The organism is Leucobacter sp. USHLN153, assembly GCF_037145615.1.
Taxonomy (GTDB): domain Bacteria; phylum Actinomycetota; class Actinomycetes; order Actinomycetales; family Microbacteriaceae; genus Leucobacter.
Genome location: NZ_JBBCXE010000004.1, coordinates 229,644 through 255,143, shown reverse-complemented (window position 1 = coordinate 255,143; position 25,500 = coordinate 229,644). Strand labels below are relative to the sequence as shown.

General features: G+C 61.3%; 22 protein-coding genes. 16 read left to right on the top strand and 6 right to left on the bottom strand.

Annotated features, from left to right (window positions below):
- Nucleotides 1-4: 4 nt before the first annotated feature.
- Both WFH00_RS09105 and WFH00_RS09100 read right to left on the bottom strand, forming a co-directional pair.
- Entirely contained in the window at nt 5-628 is a 624-nt protein-coding gene (locus tag WFH00_RS09105) for a helix-turn-helix domain-containing protein (protein WP_336660511.1), read from the bottom strand.
- A gap of 601 nt (nt 629-1,229) precedes the next feature.
- The gene (locus WFH00_RS09100; RefSeq protein WP_336660510.1) at nt 1,230-2,294 is read right to left on the bottom strand and encodes a C45 family peptidase; all 1,065 of its coding nucleotides are present in this window, start codon (nt 2,292-2,294) and stop codon (nt 1,230-1,232) included.
- Nucleotides 2,295-2,476: 182 nt separating this feature from the next.
- Between WFH00_RS09100 and WFH00_RS09095 the strand changes: the two genes are divergently transcribed.
- The gene (locus tag WFH00_RS09095; protein ID WP_336660509.1) at nt 2,477-3,511 is read left to right on the top strand and encodes a LacI family DNA-binding transcriptional regulator; all 1,035 of its coding nucleotides are present in this window, start codon (nt 2,477-2,479) and stop codon (nt 3,509-3,511) included.
- A 21-nt stretch (nt 3,512-3,532) separates the two neighbouring features.
- Here the strand turns inward: WFH00_RS09095 and WFH00_RS09090 are convergent, their stop codons facing one another.
- Both WFH00_RS09090 and WFH00_RS09085 read right to left on the bottom strand, forming a co-directional pair.
- Nucleotides 3,533-3,940, bottom strand: a complete 408-nt coding sequence (locus WFH00_RS09090; protein ID WP_336660508.1) for an arsenate reductase ArsC — start codon at nt 3,938-3,940, stop codon at nt 3,533-3,535.
- A 651-nt stretch (nt 3,941-4,591) separates the two neighbouring features.
- Nucleotides 4,592-5,806 (bottom strand): NADP-dependent isocitrate dehydrogenase, encoded by a 1,215-nt coding sequence (locus WFH00_RS09085; protein WP_336660507.1) that lies wholly within the window; start codon nt 5,804-5,806, stop codon nt 4,592-4,594.
- A 308-nt stretch (nt 5,807-6,114) separates the two neighbouring features.
- Here WFH00_RS09085 and WFH00_RS09080 point away from each other — a divergent pair, with 308 nt between their 5' ends.
- From WFH00_RS09080 to WFH00_RS09065, 4 genes are read left to right on the top strand one after another with little or no spacing between them, the layout of a single operon-like run.
- On the top strand, nt 6,115-7,197 hold the full coding sequence (locus WFH00_RS09080) for an ABC transporter ATP-binding protein (RefSeq protein WP_336660506.1): 1,083 nt from the start codon (nt 6,115-6,117) through the stop codon (nt 7,195-7,197).
- 58 nt (nt 7,198-7,255) lie between these two features.
- Complete coding sequence (locus tag WFH00_RS09075; RefSeq protein ID WP_336660505.1) at nt 7,256-7,708, top strand: GNAT family N-acetyltransferase; 453 nt, start codon at nt 7,256-7,258, stop codon at nt 7,706-7,708.
- A gap of 3 nt (nt 7,709-7,711) precedes the next feature.
- Nucleotides 7,712-8,629 carry an EamA family transporter RarD gene (rarD, locus tag WFH00_RS09070; RefSeq protein ID WP_336660504.1) on the top strand — a complete coding sequence of 306 codons (918 nt, stop codon included), beginning with the start codon at nt 7,712-7,714 and terminating at the stop codon, nt 8,627-8,629.
- A 19-nt stretch (nt 8,630-8,648) separates the two neighbouring features.
- Nucleotides 8,649-8,963: a metal-sensitive transcriptional regulator gene (locus WFH00_RS09065; protein WP_336660503.1), complete on the top strand. Its 315-nt coding sequence runs from the start codon at nt 8,649-8,651 to the stop codon at nt 8,961-8,963.
- Nucleotides 8,964-9,011: 48 nt separating this feature from the next.
- On the opposite strand, the gene WFH00_RS09060 is transcribed toward WFH00_RS09065, so the two are convergent.
- Nucleotides 9,012-10,322, bottom strand: coding sequence for a hypothetical protein (locus WFH00_RS09060; protein WP_336660502.1), 1,311 nt, complete (start codon nt 10,320-10,322; stop codon nt 9,012-9,014).
- Between the two features lie 254 nt (nt 10,323-10,576).
- Here WFH00_RS09060 and WFH00_RS09055 point away from each other — a divergent pair, with 254 nt between their 5' ends.
- From WFH00_RS09055 to WFH00_RS09010, 10 genes are all read left to right on the top strand, one after another.
- The gene (locus tag WFH00_RS09055; protein ID WP_336660501.1) at nt 10,577-12,013 is read left to right on the top strand and encodes a sugar transferase; all 1,437 of its coding nucleotides are present in this window, start codon (nt 10,577-10,579) and stop codon (nt 12,011-12,013) included.
- A 1-nt stretch (nt 12,014) separates the two neighbouring features.
- A complete protein-coding gene (locus tag WFH00_RS09050) occupies nt 12,015-12,986 on the top strand; it encodes a glycosyltransferase (protein WP_336660500.1) in 972 nt (323 codons plus the stop codon).
- 506 nt (nt 12,987-13,492) lie between these two features.
- Nucleotides 13,493-13,996, top strand: a complete 504-nt coding sequence (locus WFH00_RS09045) for a glycosyltransferase (RefSeq protein ID WP_336660499.1) — start codon at nt 13,493-13,495, stop codon at nt 13,994-13,996.
- A 1-nt stretch (nt 13,997) separates the two neighbouring features.
- Nucleotides 13,998-15,311, top strand: coding sequence for a UDP-glucose dehydrogenase family protein (locus WFH00_RS09040; RefSeq protein WP_336660498.1), 1,314 nt, complete (start codon nt 13,998-14,000; stop codon nt 15,309-15,311).
- Nucleotides 15,312-15,315: 4 nt separating this feature from the next.
- Nucleotides 15,316-16,212, top strand: a complete 897-nt coding sequence (locus WFH00_RS09035; protein ID WP_336660497.1) for an ABC transporter permease — start codon at nt 15,316-15,318, stop codon at nt 16,210-16,212.
- Nucleotides 16,196-16,948 (top strand): ABC transporter ATP-binding protein, encoded by a 753-nt coding sequence (locus tag WFH00_RS09030; RefSeq protein ID WP_336660496.1) that lies wholly within the window; start codon nt 16,196-16,198, stop codon nt 16,946-16,948. Before WFH00_RS09035 ends, WFH00_RS09030 begins: the two co-directional genes overlap by 17 nt.
- Before the next feature lie 121 nt (nt 16,949-17,069).
- Nucleotides 17,070-18,143: a CDP-glycerol glycerophosphotransferase family protein gene (locus WFH00_RS09025; protein WP_336660495.1), complete on the top strand. Its 1,074-nt coding sequence runs from the start codon at nt 17,070-17,072 to the stop codon at nt 18,141-18,143.
- Between the two features lie 53 nt (nt 18,144-18,196).
- A complete protein-coding gene (locus WFH00_RS09020; protein ID WP_336660494.1) occupies nt 18,197-18,430 on the top strand; it encodes a hypothetical protein in 234 nt (77 codons plus the stop codon).
- A gap of 283 nt (nt 18,431-18,713) precedes the next feature.
- The gene (locus WFH00_RS09015; protein WP_336660493.1) at nt 18,714-20,204 is read left to right on the top strand and encodes a glycosyltransferase family 2 protein; all 1,491 of its coding nucleotides are present in this window, start codon (nt 18,714-18,716) and stop codon (nt 20,202-20,204) included.
- Between the two features lie 2 nt (nt 20,205-20,206).
- Nucleotides 20,207-21,697: a CDP-glycerol glycerophosphotransferase family protein gene (locus WFH00_RS09010; protein ID WP_336660492.1), complete on the top strand. Its 1,491-nt coding sequence runs from the start codon at nt 20,207-20,209 to the stop codon at nt 21,695-21,697.
- Between the two features lie 17 nt (nt 21,698-21,714).
- On the opposite strand, the gene WFH00_RS09005 is transcribed toward WFH00_RS09010, so the two are convergent.
- Entirely contained in the window at nt 21,715-23,892 is a 2,178-nt protein-coding gene (locus WFH00_RS09005) for a CDP-glycerol glycerophosphotransferase family protein (RefSeq protein WP_336660491.1), read from the bottom strand.
- Between the two features lie 406 nt (nt 23,893-24,298).
- Between WFH00_RS09005 and WFH00_RS09000 the strand changes: the two genes are divergently transcribed.
- Nucleotides 24,299-25,399, top strand: coding sequence for an LCP family protein (locus WFH00_RS09000; protein ID WP_336660490.1), 1,101 nt, complete (start codon nt 24,299-24,301; stop codon nt 25,397-25,399).
- Nucleotides 25,400-25,500 lie beyond the last annotated feature (101 nt).

Here is a 25,500-nt window from a genome sequence, read left to right as displayed (position 1 = left end):
TTGATCAATTGCTATGGGAGGGTGAAAGTACCTGTTGCTGATCCCTGTCGTCGCCACCGAGCGCTCCCGCGCCGTGCGCCCCCGGAGGGCTGATGACCCAGAACACACGCGCACTCTCCCCGCCCGCGTTGACCACGCGGTGCGGGGTTTCCGAATGGAACGAGAGGGAGTCCCCGGTGTCGAGGAGGTGGCGCTCGCTACCCAGTTCGACTCCGACACAGCCGCTGAGCACCACGATCATCTCTTCGTGATGACCGTGCGCATACTGCCCATCACCCGTGGAGCCGCCCGGCTCGAACACGACCTCGAGAGTTTCAAAGCGGCTCAGACTGCGGGAGCCCACGATGGCCTTAGCCGCTCGATCTCCGAACGGGAGCTGCGGCCGTTCGGCCGCGCGCATTACGGCGGCGTGGCCGCCGTTGCTGACGACGCCGAAAACATCGTGGATGTTCATGCCGAGTGCATCGGTGATGAGCCGGAGCGAGCTGATACTGGCCTGCGTGCGGCCGCGTTCGAACTGGCTTAGGAAGCTTTGCGATAGACCGGTCGACACCGACATCTGTTGCAGCGTCATCGCGGCACCACGTCGCCTACGACGGACGAACTGCCCGATGTCTCCATTACTCACGCGCGTCGCCTTACTCCAGTTGTTCGACGTTGGAACGTGGTTAACGCTACACCATAAGTTAATTTTTCTACAGTGATAGTTCACTTATTTCGACGAGGGGCTTCTGTTCTGTTGAAGAAATAGCCGCTTACCGGTTCCCGGTGACGATTCAGCTGCACTCATATCAAATACTTTTTCAGTAGAACCGCTGAAGTCTCGTCGAGGCCCGGGCCCGGCCGTGCCGAGCGAGGCGACGGCACCGACGCGGAGCCGACGTACAGTTCATCGGCACCGCCGAATCAGGGCGCAACCCACCAACCACCCAACCCATGGTGCGCTCCGTGCGCATGGGCACCCGGTGATGCTCGCTCCCGACCGTGTGGCGCTGCCACACCGAGCGCACGACGACCAGTGTCCCCGGAAAGTGAGCGTCACACGCTAAAGGTGCTGCTAGCTCACAGCAATAGCTTCCGACCGTGTCACCCTGCAGCACCAATTGAGCGAGCGACTACCATAATCCACGGAAAGTGATCGTCGCATGCCTAATAGGTGCTGCTAGCTCACAGCGCTAGCTCACATTTGCGGCAGATGCACCGAGGGTCAGCGACCTCGCACCCGCAAGCTACGCCTGCAGCACCCGCCACTCGCCGTGCTCCGCCTCGGGCGGCATACCGTCGAAGATGCGGATAGTGCGAGCGTCGGGGTCGGTGACCACCGTCGCAAGGGTCGCCCAGCGGTCTCCGAACGACAGCGTCATGTCAGGCACGCAGGTGAGCGGCGGCTGACCCTCCCCCGAGAGCAGCAGACGCACGAGCTCGGTCGATGACTCGGGCAGCCCGCCGGCGAGGCGCTCGCGCACGAGCGCGAGCCGCTCGGATGAGTCGGGCTCGTAGAGCGCGCTCTTCTGATGAGCGAGCGGCTCCTCGGTCTGGAAGTGGTTCGTTCGCTGCACCGAGCCCGCGACCTCGTCGATCTCGAACACACCCACCGGCGTGATTTCGAGCGATACTGCCCGCGCTCCGTCGAGCATCGTGAACGCCGAAGATGATCCGATGGGGGCGGATCGCACGAGCGCAATGGCCTCATCGACACTCGAGCACTCCGTGAGCACCACGTGCGAAAGCAGGTGCATGGGGATGCCGTCGGGCCCGTCAGCTTCGTGCCCGAGGATGTTGAAGTGGAGGGCGAGTCCGGCCTCGTTGACGCCGATCTTCGAGAGGATCCCCTGCTCGGTGAGCCCTGCATAACGCAGGCCCTGTCCGGTCACTGTCTGCGTGTGCCAGAACGGGTCGAGCTCGATGTGCCAGTCCCACGTCTGCACCGCCAGCCGATGCCCGCTGATCTGCGCCGTGACAGTGGAGCACTCGCTCGACCCGTGTGAGCCGAGCGCGATGATCTCGGTTCGCGCGTTGAGAGCGACGACCGCCTCGAACGGCACACCGGACGCCTCGGCCACACCCTCGAGCTCCTCGATGAGCTCCGGGCGCCACGCCTCGACCGCCGCGACCACTCGGGCAACCCCGTCGCGCTCGTTCGCCCCGCTGACACCGACCGCCCGGAACAGCTCCGCGTACTTCGCGTACGCCCCTGCGAGGGTCGCGCGCAGGGCTTCGCCGCGCTGCAGACCGCGCTCGCGCGCGGTCGCTCCCACGATGTCGATGTGGGTGCGTTCAGTCTGTGCGGTCATTGCGTGCTCCCTGAGTTCGGTGCGGGCGAGTCGACAGCTCAGCGTCTCTCCAAGTGGGACGTCCCGAACCGATCTTAGCGATGCAAACCGATTTGCCTCAATTTGTTCCGTTACTTGATCGTCCATGCTGCATCCGCCACGTCGTCGCGAAGCAGCGGCGTTCCTAGCTATAAGCTTTGCGCATGCCTCACCCGTCGCGCCCGACAATTCGCGATGTCGCGGTCGCCGCGGGCGTCTCCCCTACGACGGTGTCGCACGCGCTCAACGGCAAGGGCGTCGTGCGGCAGGAGACCGAACTGCGCATTCGCGAGGTTGCTGAGCGGATCGGCTACCGCCCCAGCGCGATCGCGCGGGGCCTGCGCAGCTCGCGTCTCGGCCTCATCGGTCTCATCATGCGCCCCTTCAGCACGCTCGACTCGTTCGTACCCGAGGGCGTCGATTACTTCCTCCGCATCGCCGGCGCCGCCTCGCTCACCGCGATGGAGCACGGCTACAGCCTGATGATGGTCGACGATCCGACGAAGGCGGGCAGTCCCGTGAGCGCGCTCGCGGCCGACGTCTACATCGTCACAGAGCCCTTCGAGGACGATCACGTACTCACGATGCTCGACCGGGAACGTCTCCCCTTCGTCACGCTCGGGGCCGATCCCTCGCGGCCTGACAACTTTCACAGCATCGACATCCTCGCCGAAGCGCAGACCATCGAGATGCTGTCGCACCTCACGGAGAGCGGCGGCCGCACACTCGCTCTCGTGACCGGCACCGACCGCACCGAGTGGAACTTCACCGCGCAGCGTACGTACCGCGAATGGTGCGAGCGGCACGGTCAAGCACCCCTGCTCATGGCGATTCCAGAGGCCGAGGGCGAGCAGGCCGGCGATATCGCGCTCGACCACTTCTTCGCGAACGACGCCCCGACACGACCTGATGCGATCTACTGCCTCACTGGCCGCCACGCCTCGGGAGTGGCCGCGGCCGCAATCGCTCGCGGCATCTCCGTGCCGGAACAGTTGCTCGTCGCGGCTGGTTCGGGGTCCGTGCAGAACCTCACGCAGCGCCCGACCGTGACTGCGTTCGACCTGCGCCCCGACCTCATCGCGCAGCGCGCAGTCGAGTACGCGATCTGCCTCGTCGAGGGCAAGCCGCTGCCCGAGGCGATGCAGGCGCCCCCGGCCGTGCTGTACGTGCGTGAATCCACGCTGCGTTCGGTGAACTAGCGTCGGAGGCTCCCCGGCGGGTTAGCTCGGCAGCAGCGACGCGACCAGTTCTTCCACCCGCCCCTGAATTTCGTCGCGGATCGGCCGCACTGCCTCGATCCCCTGCCCTGCCGGGTCGTCAAGCTTCCAATCTTCATACCGCTTACCCGGATAGAACGGGCATGCATCCCCGCACCCCATCGTGATCACAACGTCTGACGCTTCGACCGCCTCGTCGCGCAGCACCTTCGGCTGTTCGCCAGCAATGTCGATGCCGACCTCACGCATCGCTTCGACAGCAACGGCGTTGATCTGCCCGGCAGGCAACGATCCAGCGGATCTCACCTCAATCGCGTCACCAGCTAGGTGCCGCAGGAACCCCGCCGCCATCTGCGATCGGCCCGCGTTGTGCACGCAGACAAACAGCACGGACGGCTTCTTCTCACTCATGCGCACCTCGCGATCGAAGAATTTCTGACGGCCTCAGCGGATCGGCACGGCCACTCACACTGCGGCTGCGGCTGCGGCTGCGGCTGCGGCTGCGGCTGCGAGGTCAGCCTACGACATGCCCAGTGGTGCGTCCGGGCGTCGAACTTTGAGTCACGAGCACCAACTGAGCAACGAACTACCACCTCGCCTAGATTTCGATAGCTGCAAGCCCAAAAGGTGCGCGGGGGTCAACACGAAGCACCGCAGGAAGCCCCGCACCCCACTCACACCGCCAGCGACCCAGCACTAAGGAAGCCCCGGATCCCACTCACGCCCCGTCCGCCCACTAACCAAGTCGGCACCGCCGAGCTCGCTCTCACCAGACAGTGAATAACTCGCCGCGCGGGCCGACACGCCGCGCTTCGACCCGCACGACCGGCTTTCCACTGCACGATGGGAAGCGCGGCGCCACCCCCGCCAACGTTCGCAAAAGAGCAGGAAAACGAAAAGGGCCGATACCGAAGTACCGACCCTTTACGCGACAAAGAAAACTTAGCCCACTCGCGCGGTAGCGCGACCAGCGTTTGGCGGCGAAAAGCGCCGCTTTTTCGCTCTATGCCAACTCGCGCGGTAGCGCGACCAGCGCCTGGCGCAAAACGCGCCGCGTTTTGCCTAAGCCAGTCGCTGCTGCAGGTTCTCGTCGATCGCGGCGAGGAACTCCTCGGTCGTCTGCCAGGCCTGATCCGGCCCGACGAGCAGCGCGAGATCCTTCGTCATCTTGCCCGACTCGACGGTCTTGATGACGACATCCTCGAGCGTCTCCGAAAAGTCGATGAGCTCCTGGTTCTGGTCCAGCTTGCCGCGGTGCGCGAGGCCGCGCGTCCAGGCGAAGATCGAAGCGATCGGGTTCGTCGAGGTCGGCTTGCCCTGCTGGTGCTGACGGTAGTGACGCGTCACCGTACCGTGAGCGGCCTCGGCCTCAACGGTCTGCCCGTCCGGCGTCATGAGCACGGAGGTCATGAGGCCGAGCGATCCGAAGCCCTGCGCAACGGTGTCCGACTGCACGTCGCCGTCGTAGTTCTTGCAAGCCCAAACGTAGCCGCCCTCCCACTTCATGGCCGAGGCGACCATGTCGTCGATGAGGCGGTGCTCGTAGGTGAGGCCGCGCTCTTCGAACTGCTGCTTGAACTCAGCGTCGAAGACCTCCTGGAAGATGTCCTTGAACTGGCCGTCGTAGGCCTTCAGGATGGTGTTCTTCGTGGAGAGGTAGACCGGGTAGTCGCGCGACAGGCCGTACTTGAACGAGGCGCGAGCGAAGTCGCGGATCGAGTCGTTGAAGTTGTACTGACCCTGGATCACACCGCCACCCTCGGGCAGCGTGACGACCTCGAACTTCTGCGGCTCCGAACCGTCGGCGGGCTCGTAGGTCAGCGTCACCTTGCCAGCGCCGGCCTTGAAGTCGGTCGCCTTGTACTGATCGCCGTGCGCGTGACGGCCGATGATGATCGGCTTGTTCCAGCCGGGCACGAGGCGGGGGATGTTCGAGATGATGATCGGCTCGCGGAAGACAACGCCACCGAGAATGTTGCGGATCGTGCCGTTCGGGCTACGCCACATCTTCTTGAGGCCGAACTCCTCGACGCGCGCCTCGTCGGGCGTGATGGTCGCGCACTTGACGCCGACGCCGTGCTTCTTAATGGCGTTCGCTGCGTCGATGGTCACCTGATCGTCGGTGGCATCGCGGTGCTCCATGCCGAGGTCGTAGTACTCGAGCGTGACGTCGAGGTACGGGTGGATGAGGCGGTCCTTGATGAACTGCCAGATGATGCGGGTCATCTCGTCGCCGTCGAGCTCGACGACCGTACCTTCAACCTTGATCTTCGCCAACGCTTCTCCCGTTTCCTATCATTACACGGCCGTCGTTCAGTCTACCCGAGGCTTCCGGAGTATCTCGACATCGAGATATATGCGGCGGATCGCCACGCGCTTGCAGCACCCCGCCTCGGCGGCGCCAGCACGGCCGAAGCTCCGAAACCCGCCGCGAAATCCCCCGCACCACTGCCACACGAGGCCGCCCGCGCGCAAGCTCTGGCGCCCGGCGCCGCTCCCGCCTAGCGTCGAGAGCAGGCGGCCGCCCGGCCGCATTCCACTGCAACGGATCGTCCGGCACGTACCTGCCGGCAGAGGAGCGCACCATGGCAACTGTGATGTTCGACAACGTCTCCCGCGTCTATCCGGGATCCACCCGACCCTCGGTCGACTCGCTCGATCTCGATATCGGTGACGGGGAGTTTCTCGTGCTCGTCGGGCCCTCGGGCTGCGGCAAGTCGACGACGCTCCGCATGCTGGCGGGGCTCGAGGAGATCGATGAGGGGCGCGTCATCATCGGCGATCGCGACGTCACCGACGTCGCCCCGAAGGATCGCGATATCGCGATGGTTTTCCAGAATTACGCGCTGTACCCGCACATGACCGTCGCCGACAACATGGGCTTCGCGCTCAAGATCGCGGGCGTCGGCAAGTCCGAGCGCGACGAGCGCGTCCGCGAGGCGGCACGCATGCTCGACCTCGAGGAGTTCCTCGACCGCAAGCCGAAGGCACTCTCGGGCGGCCAGCGTCAGCGCGTCGCAATGGGACGCGCTATCGTGCGCCAGCCCCAGGTGTTCCTCATGGACGAGCCGCTGTCGAACCTCGACGCGAAGCTGCGCGTGCAGACTCGCACGCAGATCGCCTCGCTCCAGCGACGCCTCGGCGTCACGACCGTCTACGTCACCCACGACCAGACCGAGGCGCTCACCATGGGCGACCGCATCGCGGTGCTCAAGGAGGGCGTCCTCCAGCAGATCGGCACCCCGCGCGACCTGTACGAGTCGCCGAGCAACGTCTTTGTCGCCGGCTTTATCGGCTCCCCCGCGATGAATCTGCTTCCGGCCGTGCTCGCGGGCGAAGCGGGGCGGGCAGGATCGCTGGAGGTCCCCCTCGAGAATGCCGTCCGCAGTGCCGCGTCGTCGAACGAGGTGACGCTCGGCATTCGCCCCGAAGACCTCCACGTCGTGACCGATGGGGGCGCCGGCCTGAGCGTCGAGGTCGACCTCGTCGAGGAGCTCGGCGCCGACGGCTACCTGTACGGTCACGCTGACGTCGACGGCGAGCGCACCGACCTCGTCGCTCGAGTCGACGGTCGCATCCACCCTGAGGCCGGCGACGTCGTCACGCTCGCTCCGAATGCGGATCGTGTCCACGTCTTCGATCGAGCCTCGGGCGCAACGCTTCGCTAGTGAGCACTCCACCGATCCCGCGCCTTGCATACCGCGCGCGAACCGTTAGCCTTAATCCATGAGCGACCTGAGACTGGAAGAGCTGTCAGCAGCGACGATCGTCGCCGTGAATACGCTGGGCTTGAAGCCGGGCCAGGAGCAGTTCATCACACCGGTTTCTTATGCAGCAGCAGCTGCAGTGACACCCGCGCACACGGCGTGGCAGCGCGTGGTGCTGAAGGGTGACGAGGTCGTGGGCTTCATCCACGGCAACTTCGATCCTGACGCTTCGCAAGAGGAGTTCCGCGCCGCACTCTGGCGCATCAACGTGGACGCTGACGTGCAGGGCGAGGGCGTCGGCACCTTCGCGGTGAATGCCCTCATCGAGGAGGCGCGCAGTCGCGGAGTCGATCGCCTCACGGTGCTCTGGGAGCGCGGTGAAGAAGGCCCGGAGGCGTTCTTCCTCCACATCGGCTTCCGACCGGTGGGCGAGACGCCCTACGGCGAGGTCATCGGCGCGATCGACCTGTAAGGGTTGTTTGGCTCGCTGAGCCGCGAAGCACGTGGGGCGGCAGTTTCTGTCGCCTCTTCGGTGCTGTTTGCCGGCATTTACTTCGTCACTCCGTTTCTCGCTCCCGCTCCCGCTGAAGCTATCTGGGGGCTTCGCAATCTCTTCCAGATCCCGATCATCGTGCTCGCGCTTTTCGCGGTGCGACAGAGCCACCTCGCGGCCGAACTCTGGGCGCGGATCAGACGCCGCCCCGTCCTCGCGCTCGGCGTTCTCGCCTGCGGCTTGCTCGTGGCGCTGCAGCTCTGGGTGTTCACGTGGGCACCGCTGCACGGCAGCGGGCTGCAGGTCGCGCTCGGTTACTTCCTGCTCCCCCTGGTACTCGTGCTCGTCGGCAAGTTCGTATATCGAGATCGACTCGTGTGGTGGCAGTGGCTCGCAGCCGGCATCGCCGCGGTGGGCGTGGTCTTCGAGATCGTGCGGGTCGGTGAAGTCTCGTGGGAGACCCTCCTCGTCGCTCTCGGGTATCCCGTCTATTTCGTGCTCCGACGCGCCCTCGGCTTCGCCCACCTCGGCGGCATGCTCTTCGAGTTCATCGCGATGGCCCCGTTCGCTGTGTTCTTCCTCGCGCGAGAGCTGCTCACGGGTTCCTCCATCTCGGAGAACCCGACATTGCTCTGGGCGGGCCCGCTGTTCGGGATCAGCACGGGCTTCGCACTTGTGCTGTACATCGCGGCTTCGCGCATGCTCACCATCAGTCTGTTCGGGCTCCTGAGCTACGTCGAACCGGCTCTGCTGGTGGTTTCATCGATGTTGAACGGCGAGCGGATCGATCCGCACGAGTTCCCCCTGTACGGCATGATTTGGCTCGCCGTGCTCGTGCTGATCGTCGGGGGCATCTCGGTAGTGCTCCGCCGTCGGCGAACCGGCCCAGCACTGGAGTAACACCGGGTACAGTGCTGGCATGAGCGAAGTCATGGATGCGGCCTGCGCTGACCACGTGCACGGCTACATCGAACACAAGGATGAGCTGTTGAAGCGGCTGCGCCGGGCCGAGGGTCAGGTGCGCGGTGTGCAGCGGATGGTGCAGGAAGACGTGTACTGCATCGACATCCTGACCCAGGTGTCGGCCGCGACGAAGGCGCTCGAGCGTGTGGCGCTCGAACTCCTCGACGACCACCTGCGTCACTGCGTCGCTTCCGCCGCCGCCGAGGGCGGCGAGGTCGCGGCGGAGAAGCTCCACGAGGCTTCCGCAGCGATCGCGCGCCTCGTGCGCTGACTCACTCAGCATCGGGCGCCGACGCCGAGCCGGCTTACCTGGCGCGGGCTAAGATTCGGGAGCGTCGGATGCTTCGCTGTCGGCAGTTGCATCGGCGGTGTCGGCACCGTCAGCGTTGCCGTCAGCACCGCTGCTCGCGTCCACGTCTGCCCCCGCATCGGGGTCGGTCGCGGGCTCGACCGGAGTCTCACCTCCAGCGGCCGCTCCCGCTGCCTCCTGCTGCCGCATCGCTTCCTCCGCCGCGAGCCGTTCTGCCTCAGCCTGTCGCGCGGCCTCAGCCTGTCGTGCGGCTTCCTCTTCCAACGTGAGCTGCTCGAACTCGTCCTGAGCTTCGACAGCCGCTTCGGCGGCATTGAGGAACGCCTGAAGCCGCCACATAACGAGAATCCCGTGAGCTCCCTCGTCGAGCCGCACAGAGGCTGCGTTGTCGGGGGTATCGGTAACCTCACTCACCGGAACGATGACTCCATCTTGAAACAGGATGAACTCTTCAGCGTCGAACGCGCTCTTGAGCATCTGAGCCGACGTTTTCATCGACTCATTCTCCTCGGCGACGTCCTGCGCCGACTCCGCGAGTTTCTCCACGAGCTCCGGAGTTGCCTTGGCGATCGCTTGCACCTGGCCAAGCGCCTTCCGGGCGCTGCTCTGCACTGCGTCGAGTTCGTCCGTTGTCTTCTCGAGATCGCTGTCGATTTTTTCCAGCTCATCGCGTTCGTCCGCGATCCAGCTCTTCACGCGGTCGAGCGCGGCCCGACTCACGACGCGATCCACTGTGGGCGGCGCCTTCTCCTGCGCGCGGATCTTCACGAGTTCGCGTACTTCCGAGGCGTCGGAGTCGAACCATGAGATAGGTCGCGTGATGCTTCCCGCTGCGATCCCACTGGTCAACGTCCGCTGATCGGCGCTCTCCGGAGCCTCATCACCAGCCACTACGTCTCGAAGTGCAAGCTTCGCTGTGTCGAGAGCCTTCGCCTCCTGCTTCGAGAGCACGCGTTCATCAAAATCCTGGAACGTGTCGAGAACGCCCGCGAGCGACTCCCCCTCTACCCGCATCTGAGAGAGCAAGAGCTCGGAAGCACGGAGGTTCGCGCTTCGCTCAGCGACCTCGCCGTTCAGCTCTTGAGCCTCGGCCACGAACTCGTCGTAGCGGTCCGCATCCATCGCGTAAGCGATTTGCGGGGCCGCGATGCCCCCAGCGATCAGCGCAGCTGCAAGCACACCGAGCGCGACCATGAGAGTTCGCCCGTTCCAGAACCGCCGTCGTCGCTGGTACGGAGCCAGGGTCGCAGCCAAGCGCCGGCTTCTGACCGGATCCGGCGTCGAGTCATCGACAGTCGTCGACTCTTCGATTTCGCTCATTGACCTTCAGACCCCGGTTCCGTGCGCACCTCTGGACAGTATAAACCGCACAAAGAACAGAAAGGCAACACGGAATTTATGGACATACGAAGCATTGGTATTACACAAACTCCGTCGTTCGCCAAGCAATATGGGATGCAGGCAACTGCAACTAAATCGCGTCTCTACTGAAGTTGCGCACGCCTCGCGCAAACTCACGAGATTCGGCAATTCCACCTGCTTAGATTCCACAAATACACAGAGATACCGTGTAGGTGGGGGGTTTCGTGGCGTCGCAAGAGCCTTCGTGGGAGCGACGCTACTCTCGGAAGCTGCTGTGGACTGATACAGCAGTGATACTCGCGACGGTGGCCGTCGCTCAAGTCATCGGCGGCACGAGAATATTCGAGACTTCGACTCTCGGGCAGTTTCTCCGGCACGCGGTGATCCCTGCCACGTTGATCATCGCGTGGTCCGCGGCACTCATCATGCAGGACTCTCGCAAGCCTGCTGTCTTCGCAACCGGTCCCGAAGAGTACAAGCGCGTCATTGACGGCACGGTTTTCGCGTTCGGCGTCACTGCGATCCTCATCGTGCTTTCCGCTCCCCCGCAGTTTCACCGCGTGATGCTCTTCATCTCCCTTCCGTGCGGCCTCATTCTCATCTTGCTGGGCCGCTGGGTCTGGCGTAAGCGTCTGCAGCATCAGCGCCGCCGCGGCAAGAACACCTACCGCACGCTCATCGTCGGCGAGCGCGGCCATTCCACGCACAGTGTGCGGCAGCTGCGCTCTAACGCCATCGCGGGTTTCAAGCTGTTGGGCGCCGTGACGGAGAGCGGATCGCAACACGAGTTGCTGCCCGGCCTTCCGGTGGTCGCTGATTACGATTCCCTACTCGACGCCGTCGACCAGTACGACATCGACGTGGTCATCGTCACCAGTTCCGATGCTTTGACCCCGGATCGCCTCCGCCGCATCGGTTGGGAGCTCGAAGGGCGCTACGTCGATCTCATCCTGGCGGCGTCCCTGATCGATATTGCTGGGCCGCGTATCCACGTTCGACCCGTCTCCGGGTTGCCACTCATCCACGTCGAGTACCCCGAATTCTCCGGTCAGCGGTACTACGCCAAGCGCCTCTTCGACGTGGTCGGCGCCGTGATCCTGCTCATCCCGGCAGCGATCATCATGGCTCTCCTCGCCTTCGCCATCAAGCGGGAAGACCCAGGACCGATCATTTTCAAGCAGGTGCGCCTCGGACTCGACGGGCGTGAGTTCATCATGTTCAAGCTGCGGTCGATGCACCAGGACGCCGAAGACGAGCTGCCGAGTCTGCTCGACCGATCGGAGGGGAATGCGACGCTCTTCAAGATCAAGGCCGACCCGCGAGTGACTCGCGTGGGTCGATTCATGCGCCGCCACAGTTTCGACGAGCTGCCGCAGCTGATCAATGTGCTCAAGGGCGACATGTCGCTTGTCGGGCCGCGCCCCCCGCTTCCCCGTGAAGCTGAACAGTACGGCAAGTGGGAAGACCGTCGTCTCCTCGTGCGCCCGGGCGTGAGCGGGCTCTGGCAGGTGAGCGGCCGCAGCGATCTGTCGTGGGAAGAGAGCGTCCGTCTGGACTTGTTCTACGTGGAGAACTGGTCCATGACAGGGGACCTACTCATTTTGTGGCGTACGTTGCGGGCGATCGTGAAGCCTGAGGGAGCGTATTAGAGTGATCGCCCGCGAACCCCGTCCTCAGTTCTTCGACGTTCCGCGACCTCGATTGTTGCTCGTCGCCTCGACGGGAGGCCACCTTTCACAACTCGTTCGGCTCGCGGAGCGGGAGCAGGTTTCAGACGACTCGGTCTGGCTCACGTTTGATTCCCCGCAGAGTCGCGCCCTGCTCGCTGACCGAAGCGTGCTCTGGACAGACTATGTGGCGCCCCGCGACGCTCGCGGCACCCTGCGCGCGTATCGCAAACTCAGCAAGAGCCTCGACCCGCGCCACTTCGCTGGGGCTATCTCCACCGGTGCTGCAGTCGCCGTAGCCGGTTTGGGTTGGGCGAAGCGGCATGGTCTACCGACTGTCTACGTCGAAAGCGTCTCCCGCACCGACGGCCCCTCACTCTCTGGTCGTATCGTTCGTAAGCTCGGGATCGCCCGGACATACACACAGCACTCGTCGTGGGCGAGCCGCGACTGGTCGCCCACGCGGTCCGTACTGCAGGACGTGCGCCGAGAACGTGCAGACGTCGACCTGAACCTCGAGTCGCCGTTGAAGATCCTGGTGACGCTGGGCACGATCCGCCCCTATCGTTTCGATGCACTCGTGGATCGCGTGAAACAGATCACAATGCCGGGCGACAACATCGTGTGGCAACTGGGCGAGACGACTCGCGACGACCTACCGGGTGCGGTGCATAATCTGATTCCGGCCGACGAGCTCCTCCAGCACGCCCTGAACGCTGACGCTGTCATCACCCACTCCGGCGTCGGCACCATTCTGCAGATGCTCGATCACGAGATTTCGCCAGTCGTGGTGCCAAGGCGCATGGAGCGCGGGGAGCACGTGGACGATCACCAGACGCAAATATGGAATTTGCTTCGAGACTCGGAGATCGCCCATCCAGTGGAGGTCGAGTCCCTCACTCGTGAGACGCTCATTACTGCGGCCTCCTCGAGAACGGTTGGATGCCCACAGTGACACACACGGGCGGCGAGGCGCGGCCCTCACGAGGGCTCTTCATCAGTTGGACTCGATCGAACGGGCGAACGCTCGAGCTCGCGCGCGCACTCGACCTTGAGCCCGTGTTCATCTACCTGCCGGGTGGCTTGGGGCTCATCGGCAGATACGCGCGCCAAGTGCGCGAAACTCGACGATTGCTCCGAGACCGAGCTCCGGTGCACGTCATGCTGATGCTCCCACCCGCCCCGGCATTGCTCGCCCTCGTCGGTCATCGAACCAGGTTCGGGTCGCTCACCGCAGATCTGCACACTGGGTTTTTCCTTGACCCGAAGTGGCGCTGTGCGCGTGGGCCAGCGCTTCGAGTGCTTCGGCGGCTCGGAGCCAGCGCCGTCGTCACCAATGAGTACTTGGCGACGATCTCGGGGCGGCACGGGGTCGACTCTGTTGTATTGCACGACATTATTCGGGAGCGGGGCGATGGAGTTCGCGCGAGCTCGTCTGCAGCAACCTCAGTGCTGTGCCCGTTGAGCTACGCCAATGATGAGCCGGTCGACGAAATCCTCGAAGCCGCGCGGCTGGTCCCTGCGCTGGAGTGGATCCTCACGGGTGAACCGCCGGAAGCGGTGCGTGCGGCGGCGCCGCCCAATGTGACCTTCGCCGGATTCGTCAGTGACTCCGAGTACGAGCGGCTGATCCGCTCGGTTGCCGGAGTATGCGCCCTCACAACGCGGGCGCACACCATGCAACGAGCTGGGTATGAGGCCTTCAACTTCGGGGTTCCTCAGGTCACCTCGGATTTCTCGGAGCTGCGTGACTTCTACGGTGAGAGCGCCCTCTATACGGCGTCAGATGCCGAGGCGATTGCGGCGGCGGCTCGGTCCCTCGCGGACCGCCGAGAGGAGTTGCGCCGGCGGGTGCTTGAGCTTCGGCCGCAGCGCATCGCCGAGCAGCGGCGGGCGCTTGCCCGGCTCACTCTCATGCTGCACGGCAGCGGCTCCAGAGATCTTGCACACGGAAAGGGAGCATGACATGCGTATTTCCGTGATCGGGTGCGGCTATCTCGGCGCGGTCCACGCCGCTGCGATGGCGAGTCTGGGGCACGATGTCATCGGCATCGATATCGACCCCGTGCGCGTAAACGAGCTTGCCGCAGGCAGAGCGCCCTTCTTCGAACCGGGTCTTCCGGACCTTCTGAAGCAGGGTCTCACCAGTGGAACACTGCGCTTCAGCACCGAAAGCGCGGAGGCCAGCTCGGCGTGCGTGCACTTTCTGTGCGTCGGCACACCCTCCGCTGCGGATGGTTCGAGCGCCGAACTCAGCTACCTGCGCCAGGCAGTTCAGGCGCTTCTACCGCATCTCGACGCGGGTGATCTCGTCGTTGGTAAGTCGACCGTGCCTGTGGGGACGGCCGCAGATCTGGAGACCTTGCTCGCCGACTCGGGTGCTTCGCTCGCCTGGAATCCCGAGTTCTTGCGCGAAGGGCATGCAATCTCGGACACGCTCAAGCCGGACCGAATTGTGGTCGGCATGTCATCTCGCCACTCGCCAGGCGCTGCTCCTCCGGACGTCGCCCTCCGGGCGCTGTACGCGAAGCTACTGGAAGCCGGCACTCCTCTGGAAATCACCGATCTCGCGACTGCGGAACTCGCGAAGGGTGCTGCCAATGCCTTCCTTTCAACGAAGATCTCATTCATGAACGTCATGGCCGATATCGCGGATGCAGCTGGTGCAGACGTGGGCGCGCTCACGCGCATACTCGGGCATGACCCGCGGATCGGATCTCGATATCTCGGGGCCGGCCTCGGATATGGCGGCGGCTGCCTCCCGAAGGATCTCCGCGCCTTCGTTTCTCGTGCGGAGCAACTCGGTGTGGGCGAAGAGGTCGAGCTCCTCCGTCGAGTCGAAGCAACCAATGAGGCTCGCCGGCAGAGCACAGTCGGGCGCATTTCAGCGCTCCTCGATGGGTCGGTTGCCGGCAAGCGGATCGCAGTGCTCGGCGCCGCCTTCAAGCCGGACTCAGATGACGTTCGGGATTCCCCCGGCCTCGACATCGCGGAGAGGCTGCATCAACTCGGCGCGGACGTTGTCGTTACCGATCCTGCCGCACTTCCGAATGCGCAACGCAGGTACCCCGCGCTCGATTACTTGCCGAGTTGGCGCGACGCGATTGCCGGGTCTGCGCTCATCCTCATGGCAACTGAATGGCAAGAGTTCGTAAGAATCAATCCGCGCGACGCGTCATTACTGACAGATGGTCGAATCGTCGTCGATGGACGCAATAGTTTGAACCGAGCGTTGTGGACTGATGCCGGATGGCACTATGTCGGAATTGGGAGGCGATAGCTCGATGGCTCGAATGCGAGAGCACACAGCGGCGCCTGTCCTTGAAGCCAGTCACAAACCATCGAAGTACACGATTCCGGGAGCGAGCCGCTGGCTGCTCGATGTTTTTCGCTACCGACATCTGCTCTCCCTTCTGCTCAAGAAGGGCACCACGACGAGGTACTACGGCTCGGTGCTGGGATGGGCGTGGTCGTACGTCAAGCCAGCGGCGCAGTTCTTCATGTACTACTTCATCTTCGGCAAAGTGCTTCAAATTGATAAGGGTGTCGATCTCTTTCCCATTTACCTGTTTTCAGGGATCGTTCTCCTCAACTTCTTCAACGAAGCAACGAAGGCGGCAACCAACTCGATCACCGGCAACGCTGCCCTCGTCAAAAAGATCTATCTTCCTCGCGAGCTTTTTCCAGTCTCAGCGATCGGCTCGGCGTTCATACACTTTGTGCCGCAGATCGTTCTGCTCTTCGTGGTGTGTCTCGTCTTCGGCTGGCAATTCACCTGGGCCGGCCTCATTTCGATGCTCTTTGCGGTCGTCATTGTGTTCGTGTTCACGCTGGGCCTCGGCCTCTTCTTCGGCGCGATCAACGTCGCCTATCGGGACGCCAAGAACATCATCGATGTGGCGCTCATGTTTTCGATCTGGATGTCTCCGGTCATGTATACGCACGAGATGATCCGCGGGGTGCTTCCGGCTTGGCTGTACAACGTCTACCTCGTAAACCCGATGACAGTCGGCGTCGAGCTTTTTCACGGAGCCTTCTGGGGGCCACTGGTATCGAACCCCAGCGCACCCGACTACCTCTTGACGAACACGATTGCGGCGATGGGCATCACCCTTGGCACGCTGCTCATCGGACAGATCGTCTTCCGCCGATTGGAGGGCAACTTTGCGCAAGACCTTTGAGCCTGCCCCCGACCCCGTCATCGTGTTCGACAATGTGCAGAAGACGTTCAACCTGCGGCATGCTCGTTCTCTCAAGCAGACAGTGATGGCAATGGTCCGTCGCACCGACCGCTTCGAAGCGTTCAACGCGCTCGACGGTGTTTCATTTGCCGTACATCCCGGCGAATCGGTGGCAGTGCTCGGGCGCAATGGGTCGGGCAAGTCAACAACGTTGAAGCTTCTTTCGGGGGTGCTCCGCCCCACAGCAGGAAACATTTACACCATGGGTCGCATTGCCGGTCTCCTCGAAGTCGGCGCCGGTTTTCATCCCGACCTCACCGGCCGCGAGAACGTGTACCTGAATGCGGCCATTCTCGGCATGTCAGAGGCAGAAACTGAGGCTCGGTTTGACGACATCCTCGAGTTCTCAGAGATCGGCCACTTCATCGACACCGAGGTGAAGCGCTATTCCTCCGGCATGTACGCGAGGCTCGGTTTTTCAGTTGCGGTTCACGCGGAGCACGACATCCTGCTCGTCGACGAGGTGCTTTCAGTGGGCGATGCGGAGTTCCGTGAGAAGTGCAATCGAAAGATGAGCGAGCTGCAGTCCATGGGAAAGACGATGTTCATCGTGAGTCACAGTGCCGAGCAGGTACGGAAGCTGTGCCAGCGCGGCATCGTGTTGAGCCACGGAAACGTGATTTTCGACGGCCCGATTGACGAAGCCATTACCGCGATGCAGCAGAAGCAGCGGTAGCGTCGTGGCGAGAGCAAGGTTCCGGGACTTGGGCGACCGGATCAAGCACATTCGGGCGCGCTTGTCCCGCGGTCGAGTTGCTCGTCGACTCCTCGCTCGCGGGCTCCGTGAGGTACGCAGCGTGCTGACGACGGTGGTGCTCGCCCTGAGCAAGCCGCATGCCGCGCGCGTCGCAATCGCCACGCTCAACGCCGATGAAGAGAATGCGACGGTCACCGCGGTGCAACTCGCCGCGCGGGAACCTCGCCTCTCGATCACGTATATTTCGCCGGACCCTGACGTCGCCCGTCTCGCGGTGGCGGAGGCCGCCCGATGCCTCGAGGTGCCGGTGCCCGCTGCCGTGACGTACGTCCGGGATCGCTACGTCACGCTTCTACGCGCCTTTGCCTCAAGCCGACGCACCTTCACCACGCATGTCATGCTGCCCGGGATCGATCCCAGTGGCAGGCGCGTGCACACGCATCTCACGCACGGCAGTGGCCCGAAGCCGGACTCGACATTTCGCGGCCCAACCACCGTGCTCGCGTCGATCACGGACGTCTGGGTACCGTCGCAGTTGCGCGAGTATCGGCTTCCCCCGACCACTCCCGTGGTGAGGGAGATGCCCCGCCTGGAGGTCATGCGACGGGCGGCCGGCGACCGAACTATCTTCACTCGACTTGGGCTCAACCCCGACCACCCCGTCGTTGTCTGGGCGCCCACGTACCGAGCGATCCAGCGCAGCGGCGGAGAGATTCGCGTGAGCGGTAGACGCTTTGCTCTGGGGATCGATGAGGAGCGGCAGCGCGATGAGACCGGCCTCACACTCGCCTCCTTCCAGTCGACCATCAAACGCGCCGGATGGACATTGATTGCGAAGCCCCACCCCCGAGACGCGGACGACTTTCGAGGGCTTGGCCTCCCAGTCTTCACCAACGAAGAGCTTCGCAGCCGCGGAGTAACGCCGTACGAGCTGTTCGGAGCAACGGACCTTCTCATCACGGACTACTCAAGTGTGTTCACGGAGCGCGAGGAGCTCGGTCTGCCCTACGCCTTATGGCGTCCTGACCTCCACGAGTTCGCCGAAAGCTATCGCGGCTTCCGCAAGCCACACTTCGTTGGATTGCATCCCAAGGCTTTGGTGAACGATCAGGACACACTAGAACAGCGACTTGCAGGTTACTCGGCAGCTTTGAGCGAGATTGAAGCGCGGTAGCCGATCACTTCGAGCAACTGCTCTCGGAACCTCTCGTAGTAAGAAGGCTCGTAATGCATCGGGCCGTTGACCCACGGATGATCGCTAGAGGCAAACAGCTCTTCATCAACGGGACAAATGCGCTGGCAGCCGAAAACATCCTGGGCGACTACATCAAGAAGCTCCCAGTGCTCGTTGATGCGTCGTACATCAACGTCGCGGAACTTGCCGGTCCCATTCACACCGCGGAAGCGATAAACCTCTCTCGCGAAAACGAGGATTACGACGATATGAGGCGAGTGCTCTAAAAGGAACGCTTGAAGCCGGAGACGAGATTGCCGAAAACGCGCAAGAAATCCAGTCGCGTCTATGCTCTTATTTCTCTCGCATTGTCGACCAGCTGGGTCATACCGGGATTTTTCGCAGTATGCGGTTTCCCTCTCGGATGCGGACGCTAACGCAGCGTTTTGACACGCAAAGTTCCGCCGATATCGCGTTCGGCCGTGAATCTTCCACTTCAACGGAGTGGACCCAAGCCTCAAGCTCACGAGACCTCACCTAAGTTCAATTAGCAGGACTACCCCAATCTTGATGCGAATCAGCACTTTCAGCACTTCTCAGGAGCCACTTTCACTGATGCTAACCCTGGTCGCGACCATGTATAACGTGGAAATCTATCTTGAGGACTTCTTCGAGAGCCTTGATCGTCAATTAGGCGTCAGACACCGTCATATCCCAATCATTCTTGTCGATGACGGTTCGAGCGACAGAACCTTGAAAATCGCACGAAGGTGGAAAGCCCGCACTCGCTATCAAGTGTCGATTCTCACTCAAGAAAATTCTGGGCCGGGCGCCGCTCGCAACCAGGGAATCGAGAACTGCCAAACGTCGTGGCTCACCTTCTTGGACGCGGATGACGTGATTTCGGATAACTACCTATCGGAAATTCTTGATCGCATTGAAATCGGCGTAAGTCACCCGAGCATCATCGTTACCAACATAATTCGTTTTCTCGAAGCAAAGAACGAGGTAAAAAACGATCATCCTCTGAAGTACAAATTCCGAGACGGATCACGCACCGTGCACCTCAACAAGGCGCCGCACTTCTTCCAGCTATCTTCATCGACCGCGACCTTTCAGACGCATGTAATACAGAAGCACGCGCTCCGGTTCGATACAAGCCTGCTGGTATTTGAAGATGCGAAGTTCATCGGAGAGTATCTGCTCTACTTCAATGACCCCACTGTCGCAGTGCTCCATAAGGCCCAATACCTCTATCGACGCCGAAAAGACGATTCTTCACTGGTACCGAGCGCTGAACGGTCTGCAATGCGATTCGTCGATGTGCCTGAGCGTGCGTACTTGCACCTGATCAATTCAGCCGCGAAAATGCACGGTCACGTCCCGGAATGGCTCCAAGCTATGGTCATATATGACCTTTACTGGACCATTCGGCTCGATGAAGGAATGGATGCGCCGGCTCGTGCGCAAAGTCGGGAAACTCGATCCCGGTTCGTGGCCCTTCTCCGTGAAATCGTGAAGAGTCTCTCAGACGAGCAAATCACCTATGCGCGCGCGGTCCTGCTGCCGGAACCGATCCGGGACTTTCTTCTCGCCCTAAAGAATGAGCTCAGAACGAGTCCAACTGTTGTAGTTGATCGTATCGACCCCTCTCAGCAAATAATGCGACTGCGGTATCACTACCCAATCGGCCATGAGCCCCAAGAGACTCTGAACTGGAATGGCGTCGAAATTGAGCCCACTTATTCGAAACGACGGTCGGTCACATTCTTCGACGAGATTGCTTACATGGAAAGGATTCTCTGGGTCCCAGCGGACATGGAACTAGCGATGTACCTCGATCGCAAGAGGGTCACTTTTTCCCGGGGCGAGAATCCGCAGCCACGCCCCGTGATGCATGAGTGGCTGAGTTGGAATTACTTTGTCCCGAAGAGACCTCGCCCATCCGTTCGAGAAGGGAACCTTGAAGTCCAGGCGAACATACTCAGCGACAGAAACGGAGCACTACGTTATCCAGATGGTCAGCTGAGCAGGGCAAGCTTAAGGCGAGTAGGAGCTTAGTAATGGGAAGACGTCGAAAGTCACTCAACCGCGAAACGCGCTCCGGCAGCGTTTCTTCGGATTTCTACACCTGGATGAGAAATCGCGTGCCGAAGGAAACTCGGATGCGACTCCCCCAGGGCATGATTACAACCGCGAAGGCTCTCTTTCAACCAATACCGACCGAAGAGACTCCTAAAGTGACGTCCGTTCCTCCCGTAAAGCCGTCCCAGTCTTCCTCGCCGGTGTCAAAGAAGCTCGGCACGAACCCGTGCGGAGATCCTTACCGGTTCCGCTGGTTGCTCATGGATCGCTTATCCGCTGCCAATGACAATGCAGAGCATCTGTATGAGTACGCAAGGGAACACTGTCCGGATATTGACCTCTGGTTCGTGCTTGAGCGGAACGCTCCAGATTGGGAGCGCTTACAGCAGAAGGGGTTCAAGCTTGTTGCACCACGGAGCAACGAACACAACACTCTGCTCGAGGAAACCGATGCTGTCATCAGCTCCCACGCAGATCATCCCATTATTTCCCAGTTCGAATCTAGGTTTTATCAGGAGCGACGCTGGCGATATGTATTCCTCCAGCACGGCATCACAAAAGACGACCTTTCCCGTTGGTTGAACGGGAAACACATTGACATGATGGTGACAAGCTCAGTCAAAGAGCATGAGTCGATCATCGGCGATATGACTCGCTATGACTTAACTGAGCGCGAAGTGGTGCTGACTGGCTTCCCTCGCCATGATCGACTAATCAGACTCGGTCGCGCACAACGAGAACAGCGTGTCGTGCTTTTCGCGCCAACCTGGCGTCGGGAAGTCATACTCCCGCTTCGAGACGGCCGCGGCTCATTGCAGTCGAGTAACTACTGGCAGGAGTGGGACGGAATACTTCGATCGAATTCTGTCAGGCAGATCATCGATTCAGATCATCTCGATGTTGTGCTGCTTCCACACCCCGACGTCGCGCCATTTCTCGAAACTGCCGAATACGTCGACCTCGGCATTCGCGTCGCTACTTACGAGGAGGACATTCAGCAACTTCTTGCGAGAACAGCGATTGGTGTCACTGATTACTCTTCCCTTGTATTCGACCTCGCCGTCTTAGGCACCCCAACGGCATACTTCCAGTTTGATCGTGACGAGTTTTTCAGTGGCCAGCACGTGTACGACCAAGGATACTTCGACTATGAACGGGACGGTTTCGGTCCGGTTCTGACTGATTCAAGTGATATCGAAACAGTTCTCAGTGAGTTTCTCTCGGGCATAGACGATCGTTTCGTAGACGGGCGTGCTCGAGCCCTAGAAGTAACTCCGTGGCGCGACGGCAAGAACTGCGAACGCACAATTGAGGCAATCCTCACTCGGCTTACTCCAGCGCCGGTTCGGTCCAAGGCGTTCGGCGATGAAGAACTTGGGGTTTATCGTGCAAGCATGCCGCGAAGATTGAGCGCTCAGGGCCTGGTGAGCATAAATGACACGCAGAACTCTGCGGCCTTTACGATGTGAAGAATCGATCTAACGACCTAGAGAGCTAGAAGTAGGGTTAACAAGGAGTCGTTGGGAGCCCCAATTGAACAGGGTCTCGTTCGTACCGGTCTGTCGCTGCTATCTCGCATGCGCCGAAGTTCAATCGCTACTTCTTCAGCTGAGACGCAGAAGGTGTCGAACGTGAGAGCGGCGTCTTTGTAGACCCCTCGGACCTCCTCGAACTTTCGATTGTCAATTGCAAATCCGATCGTCCTGCTTCCAATATGTAGAGCATCGAATAGCGCTGAGGAATAGTCAGTAATCACCACATCGCACATCAGGAGTAGGTCATGGATGTCGGCTGGATTTGCCTTTGCGGCCTTCTGCTCTCCATCAGCGTGAGCGGCCTGAAGATATTCATGATCTCTGAAAAGTATTGTGAATTCTGAGCCGAGCAGATTCGATACGGCCTCGACGTCGAGCAAGTATTCTCTTGTCCGCTTCTCGGGCTGTAGACCGTAGTTGTAGTCTCGCCACGTCGGCACGTATAGCGCGGTGAATTGATCTGCTGCGATACCGTGCTCAGCGCGAAGACGATCCCTCTTTTCGGTGTTCAAGGCGTCTCCGATCAACCGTTCATTGCGCGGATAAGAAGCAGTGATCATCCGTTCACGAGGAAAGAGAAATGCCGTTTCGAATTTTGAAGCCGCGTACTCGTTCTCGACGAGAAGATAGTCCCAACGCAGGATGTCACGATACTTCCGGACCTTATGCTGTGGCCGCAATCGCGTAATTTCGCGCTCATGAGAATCGAACAACATTCGCTTAATGGGGGTTCCGTGCCACAGCTGAATCCACGTGGAGTCCGGGTGCTTCGGAACTGACTCCGGGATCCAACTTTCTGCGATCACAATTCTTGCGCTTCGAACTGCCTCGAAAAATGCAGGTGACGACGGCGCGAGACGATGCGAATCCGGTACGGCCGGGTCCTTGGTCGTGAATTGAATGTGGAAGTTGCGGAAGCGAGCGTCCTCGAGGATTTCTTCGAACAACGCTCTTGAGTTGCCCGTGTACCTCTCGTCGAACCCGAGGAACACAATACTTCGGGGCCTGATCGAAGGATTGCGACCACTTCTCAAGACAGCTAGCGACTGCCGCGGATTTCGTAGCCTCCGTTTCAACTTACGTGCCATCAGCAGTAAACGTTTTGAGGGCGGAGCAATCCACGATCTCATTTCGATAGCTCTTTGAAGTATCAAGGGGCGTTCTCGCTCGAAGACCCTGGCTGCCACACAGAGTCGAGTTAGCCAACTAGAGGTACGACCAAGCGTGAGGAAGCGGGGCTGGTACTTGGAGATGATCGCAATGAAACCTGCTGCGTACTCATCGCGAAGTCTCCGCGGGACACGACGCATGTAGTAGGTCGAGAACTTGTCCAGATGGTATTCAGCGAGTTCGCCAACGCTCTCCTCGCGTCGAGGCACGAGAACATCGAAGCTTTTCTGCATCGCAGAAAGGTGGTCTCGCATATGACGGTCGGTGTCAGTACCGACTTTCGTCGAGGACTTTGGGTTCATCTGTATGACGTACAACGGCGAGTGCACCATTGAAACGCATTCCGCCCTCGTAAACGCCTTCGTCAGAAACGGATTGTCTTCGTATATTTGTCCAGTCTCGTACCGAATCGCATGGCGCTGAAGAAAGCTCCTTCGGTACAGGTTGGTAACGCTGAAGTAGCTGTGCATCTGGAACAGGAGCTCACACTCAGGTCCACGTAGTTCGCGATGATGCCAGAACGGCTCGATGTTGTAGTAGTGAAACTGGTCGGGGCGCGAAGGATCGGAGCTCGCAAACTTCCAGTCGAAATGAACGAAATCGGAGTCATCTTCGTCGGCGCGCTCAATGGTGACTTGGAGCAACACTTTTTCGACGAAATCGTCGGCATCAACAAATAGAACATACTCGCCTCGTGCGAGCTCTAAAGCGCGGTTCCTCGCTTCGCCCTGACCAGCATTCGGCTGGTCGAGAACGCGGATCCGGGAATCGACAGCCGCGTACTCTTCGAGGATAGTCAGGCTCGCGTCTGTCGACCCGTCATTTACTGCGATCACCTCGAGTTCGGGCATGGTCTGGCACAACACCGAATCCAAGCATCGCCGAAGGTATCTTTCAGCGTTGAATACGGGAACGACTACGGAGACGCGTGGAGAATCGCTTCCGTACGGCGGAGTCATGTGGGGTTGCCGATCCTTTCTGTAACAGCCCGACTCCCCACTCGGCACCCGAGAAGCCTAAACGACACAAATGGTCATCCCATGGATCAAGCTATCGTGCAGTGTCCGTTGCGCATCAGGCAGAGCGCGCAGGGGCAGCTGGAAGTCAATAATTCCCCGGGGACGGCAAACCACGTGACGTAGGTCGATCCACACACGTCTTTCATCGGCGCACACCGAAGCGACAGGCGGGAGCACTTAAAAGGACGCTTCCTCTCGGTGCGTGGGTGGTCACCCCGCAGATCCTTCCGCTTCTCAACGGAAGCCTCAGCTATCGCCGAATAACCTATGCCAGTTGCGCCGGGCTTCGGCTCCGCTCGAGAACGCGACGGTTTGTTGGAGCACCATCCTGAACGGGAGCACATGCATGGCTGAGAAACGCTCGACCTTTGAGGCGCTGCTCGAGGACGCTGACCAGGCTCCCGCGGAGACGACAAATGCGCGTCGCGCGCGCAAGAAGCGGCACCCGCTCCGCAACACTCTCATCGTCGTCGGCTCGCTCATCGCGCTCCTCGCGATCGCTGCCGGCATCGCCTACGCCGTGGTCGCGAGCTCCTTCAATGAGGTGCAGCGCGTGAGCATTGAGCAGGATCCCTCGCTCGAGCGCCCCGAAGCAGTGAAACCGGCAGCGGGCAAGAACGCTCCCATCAATATCCTCTTGATGGGTTCCGACTCCCGCGAAACCGTGGACCCAGACGAGAACGCCGCTGAGCTGAACGGGTTCCGCAGCGACGCGATTCTGGTCGCGCAGATCGCACCGGATCGGAAGAGCATGACGATCATGTCGATCATGCGCGACAACTGGGTCGAGATCCAAGGTCAGGGTGAGGCGAAGATCAACGCGGCCGTCGCACTGGGCGGCGTTCCCCTCGCCGTGAACACCGTCGAGAACTTCATCGGCTCCCGCATCGATCACGTCGCGCTCATCGACTTCGAGTCGTTCAAGGGTCTCACCGACGCCCTCGGCGGGGTCGTCGTCAACAATCCGCTCGAGTTCACGGCGAAGCACGGTGGCCAGACCTTCCAGCAGGGCAAGATCATGCTCGACGGCGACCGCGCCCTCTCGTTCGTGCGCGAGCGCTACGCCTTCTCCGACGGCGACTACCAGCGCGCACGCAATCAGCAGGCGTACCTCGGGGGCGTCATGGACACTCTGCTGCGTCGCGAGACCCTCACCGACGTGAACAAGCTCGCTAACACGTTCAAGGCGTTGAAGCCGTACCTCATTCTTGACGAAGGTCTCGACCTCACGACAGCGGCCAAGCTCGGCCTCGACCTGCGCAGCATCCGTCGCGACGACGTGCGCTTCTTCACGAGCCCGACACTCGGCACGGGCACGTCGGCCGACGGCCAGTCGATCGTGGTGCCCGACACGGCGGAACTCGAGAACGTGCGCGCGGCCTTCCGCGACGGAACGCTGAACGAGTACGCCGAGACGCGCGGCGAGGGCTCCGAGCTGCCGCAGTAGCCTCACCCCGCCGGCACGGAGTGGCGCCGCTGTCGCCTACTGGTGGGCGGATGCACGAGTACGTAAACGCTCACTCCGGGCTCGCGGCGACGCATAGAAAA